At 56.8% G+C, this 7,913-nt stretch carries 6 protein-coding genes and 1 tRNA gene; all 7 read left to right on the forward strand.

Annotation, left to right across the window (positions count from 1 at the left end):
* Window positions 1-108 precede the first annotated feature (108 nt).
* The 7 genes from NUV99_11915 to NUV99_11945 all read left to right on the forward strand — a co-directional run bounded on the left by NUV99_11915 (window position 109) and on the right by NUV99_11945 (window position 7,622).
* Window positions 109-184, forward strand: a tRNA-Val gene (locus NUV99_11915).
* 1,082 nt (window positions 185-1,266) lie between these two features.
* Window positions 1,267-2,049 carry an enoyl-CoA hydratase-related protein gene (locus tag NUV99_11920; protein ID MCR4420796.1) on the forward strand — a complete coding sequence of 261 codons (783 nt, stop codon included), beginning with the start codon at window positions 1,267-1,269 and terminating at the stop codon, window positions 2,047-2,049.
* A 79-nt stretch (window positions 2,050-2,128) separates the two neighbouring features.
* Entirely contained in the window at window positions 2,129-2,551 is a 423-nt protein-coding gene (locus tag NUV99_11925) for an OB-fold domain-containing protein (protein ID MCR4420797.1), read from the forward strand.
* Entirely contained in the window at window positions 2,551-3,699 is a 1,149-nt protein-coding gene (locus tag NUV99_11930) for a thiolase family protein (GenBank protein MCR4420798.1), read from the forward strand. The genes NUV99_11925 and NUV99_11930 overlap by 1 nt, the downstream gene beginning before the upstream one ends.
* Window positions 3,700-3,726: 27 nt before the next feature.
* On the forward strand, window positions 3,727-4,485 hold the full coding sequence (locus tag NUV99_11935; GenBank protein ID MCR4420799.1) for an SDR family oxidoreductase: 759 nt from the start codon (window positions 3,727-3,729) through the stop codon (window positions 4,483-4,485).
* A gap of 283 nt (window positions 4,486-4,768) precedes the next feature.
* Window positions 4,769-5,941: an acyl-CoA dehydrogenase family protein gene (locus tag NUV99_11940; GenBank protein ID MCR4420800.1), complete on the forward strand. Its 1,173-nt coding sequence runs from the start codon at window positions 4,769-4,771 to the stop codon at window positions 5,939-5,941.
* Between the two features lie 73 nt (window positions 5,942-6,014).
* On the forward strand, window positions 6,015-7,622 hold the full coding sequence (locus tag NUV99_11945; protein ID MCR4420801.1) for an AMP-binding protein: 1,608 nt from the start codon (window positions 6,015-6,017) through the stop codon (window positions 7,620-7,622).
* Window positions 7,623-7,913: the final 291 nt, after the last annotated feature.

A 7,913-nucleotide genomic window follows, 5' to 3' on the forward strand; every position in this document is an offset into this window, starting at 1 on the left:
CCGGTACGAGGGGGAAACCAGCACTGCCCCGGGACGAACTGGGGATAACTCAGCCGTCACCCGGCTTGACAGGTGGGCGAGCGCATAGGATAATAAGAGGTGTATAGGGCGTCCGTAGCTCAGGGGCGAGAGCACCTGCTTGACGCGCAGGGGGTCAGAGGTTCAAATCCTCTCGGACGCACCAGATTTGACAAGGGTTTCAGGGTTCGGGTAGGTACTGCAAAGGGCGATTTACTGCAACAGTACTGCAACCCGGCCCGAAGGACCATAAAAGCCAAGCCGCCGGCGTTAACCGGCGGCCCTTCGGCAGGTTCCCTCCCTAGGCGGAGGGATTTTTTTACCGTCAGGGTCCCGTTGAGCTTCGCCACCGCTTCACGCTTCAGCAAAAACGATTTTCGGGCTTCCTTCGAAAAGCATCCGCCGGATTTCCGGCGGATTTTTTATCGAAGCGCCCCCGAATTGCGCCCCCGGCTCCGGCCGGGGGCTCTGGACATTCCCGGAACCACCAAACATTGAAAGGGGGCAGTATGTCCTTCTTGACCCGGATTGGCTACATGAAATGGTGTGGGTTCCTATAATTGGTTTAAGGTGAACTCGGGCAGGTTCGGCGGGTACGCGGTCAGCAATGCCCCATACGCAAACGATCAGTCAACGCAAATAGCTCACTAGTACAGGGACTTGACGAACGAGCATCTGCTTCGTATAATAAGACCAGGAGTTCGATCGACCGGTCGATCGAACTCGACAGAAAGCGGGGTCGCGGCCGGCGGGACTCAGAATGGAGGTGGGACGGGACACGTAGTTGGTTTATTTGTTCGGTAGCCGGTCTACTTGCCCATTCGTACGGTAAGGGAATTTTTCTGGAGAGCGCGGTAAGGAGGTAAGAAGAAAGGGTCTAGGAGAAAAACGGGGATGACAATTATGTCGATAGCGTACAATGGCAATAGATAGAGCTTACAGATAACAACCGGCCGGGTAGTCCCATTGTTCCGCGGATCGAAAGTGTCCCGGTCGCTATCTTCAACGCCACACCAGGCCCAGGTGATCGATCTAGCTTCCGGTACCCTGCCCTTATAATCCTGTCCAATCGAAGTCGTTAAGCGGCGGATCGGCCGAATAGACGTACGGACCAACCGGTAGCCCAACCGGAACTTAGCCCCTACTGCGGTAAGGTGCCTTCCGAAGAGAACTCCGGAGAGAGTGCGGGATTGCGAAACGGTATGCGATTCACCAAGCACCTTAGAGATGCCCATTGGAGGTGTAGAAATGGCCTTTGAAACCCTATTGTTCGAAAGCCGGGAGGCGGTCGGGGTAATCACCTTAAACCGACCGCAGCAAATGAACGCCATCAATGGCCAGATGCTACACGAACTCTCAGAGGCCATTGCCGCCTGCGAGAGTAACCCGGCGATAGCCGCCATAGTACTTGCCGGCAACCAGAGGTCCTTCTGCGCCGGGGCCGACGTCAAGTACGTAACCTCTTTTTCTTCCTTGGACGATTTCATAGCCTTTTCTCGCCAAACAAAAGAAACATTTCACAAGATCGAGACTGCCGGTAAACCAGTCATCGCCGCCATTACCGGAGTGGCGCTAGGCGGCGGCCTGGAAATGGCCCTTTGTTGCGACCTGCGGGTTGCTTCCCAGGAGGCGCGGCTTGGTCTCACGGAAACCAGACTGGGTACCATCCCCGGGGCCGGGGGAACGCAAAGACTAACCCGGGTAGTAGGCCCGGCTCTGGCCAAGGAGCTAATACTTACCGGCAAACGTATCAGCGCCGAGGAGGCCTACCGGATAGGCCTGGTAAACGCGGTGGCGCCGGTAGACCAATGCATAGAAAAGGCCGTCGAATTGGCCAACCAAATCGGCGAAGGGGCGCCGCTGGCGCTCCGGGCAGCCAAGCGTTGTATCAATATGGCCTTAGAGGTGGATCTGGAGTCCGGACTTACCTTTGAAACCGAATGTGCCATCTTCCTCCAGGGCACGGAGGACCAAAGGGAGGGTTTCCGCTCCTTCGCGGAAAAGCGAAAGCCGGTATGGAGAGGCAAATAGGCTTACACCGGCCGGTCGGAACGAGGTTCCCGTCTGGAAGACAACGGCTTGTATTTTGGCCCTAAAGGGGGGACGGAGTATGGTGAAGGATGCCTCGGAGCAACCCAAACCGGTAATGGAAGGAGTGCTGGAAGTAGGCCCGCCACCCCGGCTTCGCGGTGCTATTTGCCCCTCGTGTAATCGGAAGTTTTTCCCTATTCCTATGGTCTGTCCGTATTGCTTAACCGAGTTGCAGTCCGTCCGGCTTTCTTCCGTAGGGAAGATTTACACCCTTACCATAGTGCGCACCAAACCGCCGTTCGGCCTTCCTCAGCCGTATGCCGTGGGCTACGTGGACCTCGAGGAAGATGGTCTGCGGATATTTGGCCTGTTCGACCCGCAAAGGATTGCCGACCTGCACCTGGGACAGCGGGTAAAGCTGGACGTGGGAGTTATAGGCGTCGACCCAAGCGGTGAGCCCTGTCTGCGTTACTACTTTACCCCCGAAGGAGCGGATGGCTAATGCGTCCGGTGGACATCATCGGGGTGGGTATCACCCCCTTTGGCAAGCATCCCGATAAATCGGTAGTCCAGCTGGGCAGTGAAGCTGCACTACAAGCCATTAAGGAGGCCGGGGTCAAGCCTAGCGACATCGGCGCCTGTTTCTTTGCCAATATGCAGGCGCCCCGCCTCCTGGCCGACTTTACCCTGGGACAGAACGTGTTTTGGGAAGTAGGTATTAATCGGGTTCCGGTGTTTAACGTGGAGAACGCCTGCACTTCCGGTTCATCGGCCTTCAACCTGGCCTGGATGGGTGTGGCTTCCGGAATGTACGATCTGGCCATGGTGGTGGGCGCCGAAAAGCTAATGGTACCGCAGCTAGGCTTGATGCAGGGCGCCGCCTCGGAAATTGAAACCCTGGAAGGGCTGGTGGTGGTGGCCAGTTTTGCCATGCGGGCCAAGCTGCATATGGAAACGTTCGGCACCACCAAGGAACAATTGGCGTTGGTGGCGGTCAAGAATAGGCGCCACGGAAGCTTAAATCCCCTGGCCCAGTTTAGGGAACCCATTACGGTAGAGGACGTACTTAACGCCCCCATGATTGCCGACCCGCTCACCCGCCTGAGCTGTTGTCCCAATGCCGACGGCGCGGCGGCCGTAGTGTTATGCGCGGCTGAGCTTTCCAAGAGGTACACCTCTCGGCCCATCCACGTAGCCGCGTCGGTTCTGATTAGCGGTCGTTACGAGAACCCCTGCGATCTTCTGCGTTGGGAGGCAGATGAGCGCGCCAGCCGTATGGCCTATGAGATGGCCGGTCTGGGGCCCGGCGACCTGGATGTTATCGAGTGTCATGACGCTTTTACCATCTCCGAAATACTCCACTACGAGGGCCTAGGCCTATGCGCCCCCGGCGAAGGGGGAAGGCTGGTAGAATCGGGTGCCACCAGTCTGGGAGGCAAGATCCCGGTGAACCCGTCCGGGGGGTTGCTTGCCAAGGGGCATCCGGTGGGAGCTACGGCGGTAGCGCAGATTGTGGAAGGGGTTCTCCAATTGCGAGGCCAGGCGGGCGCCCGACAGGTAGAAGGAGCTAAAGTATTCATGGCCGAGTGCATGGGCGCCGACAAGGCCGGAGACACCAAGACTTGCACTATCAATATTCTCTACAAGTAAAGCAATACCAGGAAGGAGGTTCATAAAATGGATTTTGGGCTTACGGGAAAGGTAGCCGCGGTAACCGGGGGAGCGCGGGGTATCGGCCGGGCCATATGTTTAGGGTTGGCGGACGAAGGAGCGGATGTGGCCATCCTCGACCTAGACCTGACCGGGGCCGAGGAAACCGCCCGCATGATCGGGGAGAAGTCGCGGCGTTCGCTGGCGGTCAAGGTTGATCTGGCCCAGTACGATGACGTTTGCACGGCCTTCCAACGGATTGTCGGCGAACTGGGACCGGTCGATGTCTTGGTATGTTGTGCGGCCATTACCGACAATATGGCTACCATTGAAAAGATGAGCGTGGAGGCCTGGAACCGGGAGATAGCGGTCAACCTGTCCGGAGCCTTCTATTGCATCAAGCAGGTCGGGCCGGAAATGGCGAAGCGCAAATGGGGAAGGATCATTCTGATTTCCTCTCGGGCCGGACTAGACGGCGGATACGGCCAGTGCTCCTATGCGGCCAGCAAGGCCGGGCTTTGCGGGCTGGCCAAGACCGCCGCCCTGGAATACGCCAGGCATGGGGTCACCACCAACGTGGTGTTTCCCAGTCTGGCCAATACTCCGGCTACGCAGCGGCTTCCCGAGGAGGTCCGGGAAAAGATCATCCGCAAAATACCCACCAGACGCCTGCAGGAGCCGGAAGAGGTGGCCTCGGTGGTGGCGTTTATTGCCAGCGACCAGGCCAAGAGCGTAAACGGAGCCGAGATCATGGTCACTGGTGGGATCGAGCTCTTCGTTTTCTAGCCGGTAGCAGTCAGAAGGCCAAGCCGGCGGGGTGGGTGAAGGGCCGAGTGGTCCCCGGTCTTGGCCGGCCGTCCTGGTTTCCCCGAGTATCCGGAGCCTCGTCGGGCACGGAACTCGGCGTAAGTGCCAGCCTAGGTTCGGTCGGGGAGGCACCCGGTACAAAGGGGAACCGGGACTGCCGGCAAGGAAAATCGTGAAATCAGCCGGGGCGAAGGGAAGGCTGGCCCGGCCTCACCGGTCACCCCCCACCGGCAAATAATCTAAGGGGGTGAAAAAGGACTTCATGGACTTTGCTCTAACTGAAGAACAAGAGATGCTCAAGCGAAACGTGGGCGAGTTCGCCCGCCGGGAATTGGCCCCGATGGTGCGGGAGATTGACGAGAAGGAAGAATTTTCTTGGGAAGCTTGGCATAAAATGGCTTCCATAGGGCTTCCAGGACTGGTCGGCCCGGAAGAATACGGGGGGTCCGGCGTAGAAAGTTTGCTCACTCAAACCATAGTAGTCGAGGAACTGGCCAGACATGACTACTGTTCGGCGGCAAATATTGTTTCTAATTGGTCAATTATTCAGATGCTAACCATTGGCACTGAGGAGCAAAAGGCCAAATACCTAAGGCCTTTATGTACAGGAGAGTCGGTAAGCGCCTTTGCGCTAACCGAACCTCAGGCCGGGTCGGACGCTAGCGCTATCACAACTCGTGCCCGGCTGGACAATGGATACTGGATACTGAACGGCGAGAAGCATTTCGTGACTCAGGGCGGGGTAGCTGACTTTGTTATAGTCATGGCGCGAACCAGGGAGGGAAAGGGCCCGGACGGGATTACCGCCTTCCTGGTCGACAAGGGTACCCCGGGCTTCATAGTGGGCAAGAAGGAGGCCAAGTTGGGTTACCGAGGTTCGACGACCAACTCGCTGGCTTTTGTTGACTGCCGGGTTCCGGCCGCCAATATCCTGGGCGAGGAGGGTAACGGTTTTCGAACCGCCATGAGGATGCTCTCCGAGGGCCGAATACTGACCGCCGCCCAGGCGCTCGGCCAAGGCCAGGCGGGCCTGGATGCCGCCACCCGGTATGCAACGGAGCGGCAGCAGTTCGGGGTGCCCATCGGGCATTTCCAGCTTATCCAGGGAATGTTGGCCGACATGGCGATTCAGGTGGAAGCGGCACGATGGTTGGTGTACTATGCCGCCTGGCTGAGGGACAGCGGCCGACCCTCCGCCCGCTATGCTTCTATGGCCAAAGTGTTCGCTAGCGATATAGCCATGAAAATCGCGCTGGATGCGGTCCAGATCTACGGCGGATACGGGTACATGCGCGATTATCCGGTAGAGCGCCTTATGAGGGATGTCAAGCTAACGCAGATATATGAGGGGACCAACCAGATTCAACGCCTGATTATCGCCCGGCACCTGCTAGGTATTAAGATGCCGTTCCGAACCATGTACGGACGCGATTAGTGGGCGTCCGGGTATAACCATCGAGTGATGGCAGGTGAAAGAGATGAGCTCTGACATTTCAATTAATCGTGTAATGCACGTTTTGTTAGAGAACCAAGCGGCTAGGCATGGGCAACGGATGTTCTTGCATTACCTAGATGAAGAATGGAGTTTCGAGACCACCGATAAGACGGCCAGAAGGGTGGCAGCAGGGCTCGTAAGGCTCGGTATTAAAAAGGGTGATAATGTCGCAATATTCATGGATAATTGTCCCGAATTGTTATTCTTATGTTTTGGTATTTATAAGCTCGGGGCCGTAGCGGTTCCGGTTAACGTTGCGCATAGGGGAGAAATCCTGGCCTATCTGTTGGAGCATCCGGATCCCAAGTTGCTGGTATTTCATACTCACTACTGGGACCGAATTGGGCTGGCGCTATCGAATGTAAAGTCGTTGGGGGCTCTGGTAGCGGTTGAGGCCAGAGAGGAAGACCGGGCACCTGAGGGCGGGAGTGCTGCTTCCTTGAATGATCTGTCGGCGGGTTTCTCCGCGCCGGTCTTGTCTTGGGCCGACCTGGTGGATAACGATGGCACTTACCCCCGGGAGGAGGTTAGATTCTCGGACCCGGCGATGATTATCTACACTGCCGGGACGACCGGATTACCGAAGGGCGTGGTATTGCCCCATAACCAATTATACAGCGCAGCGGAACGCCACCGTGATTGCTTGGGTGTAACCGACGAAGATTGCGTTTATAACTGCATGCCCCTCTTCCACGCCGTGGGATGGCACGGGGGCGTCAACCTCGCCCTGGTCAGCGGGGCCCGGCTGGCCTTAGCCCGAAGGTTCTCCGCCAGCCGGTTTTGGAATGACATACGACGGTACGGCGCCACGGTTTGCCCCTGTGCCGGCAGTGTAACCTCGGTCTTGTTCAGACAAGAGCCGCGACCGGACGATGCGAATAACCCTCTGCGTTTCTTCCTGGGAGGGCCGACGCCGCCGGAGCTGTTTGAAACCTTTGAGCAACGATTTGGGGTCAGGAATGCCGAATTCTACGGCACTACCGAGATAGCGGCTCCCACCATGAATCGGCCCTTCGAACGTAAAATAGGTTCCTGCGGCAAGATTCATCCTGATTTTGAGGTCCACATTATCGGAGAAAACGGTGTAGAATGCCAACCCGGAATAGCAGGGGAAATCGCGGTACGCCCCCGGAAACCCTACAACATGATGCTCGGGTACTATAAGAACCCCCAGGCGACCGTAGAGGCATGGAGAGACTTATGGTTTCGCACGGGCGACTTTGGTTACCTGGATGAAGACGGCTATTTACACTTTTCTGACCGAAAAAAGGATGTAATCAGGCGGCGAGGAGAAAACCTGTCTTCGTTTGAAGTAGAGAAGATTATCAACTCGCATCCGGCAGTTCTAGAGTCGGCGGTAATCGGAGTCCGGTCTGAATTGGGCGAGGAAGAGGTGATGGCCTGCGTGGTGCCTGCGCCGGGCTCCAAGGTGGCTCCGGAGGAGATCGTTGCCTACTGCGAGGGCCGGATGGCATACTTTATGGTTCCCCGTTACATCCGCTTTGTAGACTCCTTGCCCAAGACGCCCAGTTACCGGGTAGAGAAGTATAAGCTTCGGGAGGAAGGCATCACGCCCGACACCTGGGATCGAGAGAAAGCAGGCTACAAGCTGAAGCGTTAATTTTTTTTAATCCGTTATTATTTACACGCATCGGCAACAGGTCTAAACCTACCGAAAGGCCGGTGAGGAACATAGTCACACGCCGGTCCGTTTGGCACCCGGAGAGAACTAACAAAAGAAGAAGCCAGACTCACGGTAAAATGTCAAGCCCCAGAAACCAGTTGATGTAGCAGCACACACCTTAAAGAGGCAATAATAACCCTATCCAACTGCATGGTAGAAGTTGGCAACAAAACAGGAGGTTTTAGAGCGGAACTAATCCACCACCGTCCCCTTATAGATTTGGCCTTT

Source organism: Clostridia bacterium (assembly GCA_024653205.1).
GTDB lineage: Bacteria > Bacillota > DSM-521 > Neomoorellales > SLTJ01 > JANLFO01.

What these genes read in the sequence shown, in the direction of transcription:
- NUV99_11930 (MCR4420798.1), top strand. Translation starts at nt 2,551, where the DNA reads ATGCGTCCGGTGGACATCATCGGGGTGGGTATCACCCCCTTTGGCAAG.
- NUV99_11920 (MCR4420796.1), top strand. Translation starts at nt 1,267, where the DNA reads ATGGCCTTTGAAACCCTATTGTTCGAAAGCCGGGAGGCGGTCGGGGTA.
- NUV99_11940 (MCR4420800.1), top strand. Translation starts at nt 4,769, where the DNA reads ATGGACTTTGCTCTAACTGAAGAACAAGAGATGCTCAAGCGAAACGTG.
- NUV99_11935 (MCR4420799.1), top strand. Translation starts at nt 3,727, where the DNA reads ATGGATTTTGGGCTTACGGGAAAGGTAGCCGCGGTAACCGGGGGAGCG.
- NUV99_11925 (MCR4420797.1), top strand. Translation starts at nt 2,129, where the DNA reads ATGGTGAAGGATGCCTCGGAGCAACCCAAACCGGTAATGGAAGGAGTG.
- NUV99_11945 (MCR4420801.1), top strand. Translation starts at nt 6,015, where the DNA reads ATGCACGTTTTGTTAGAGAACCAAGCGGCTAGGCATGGGCAACGGATG.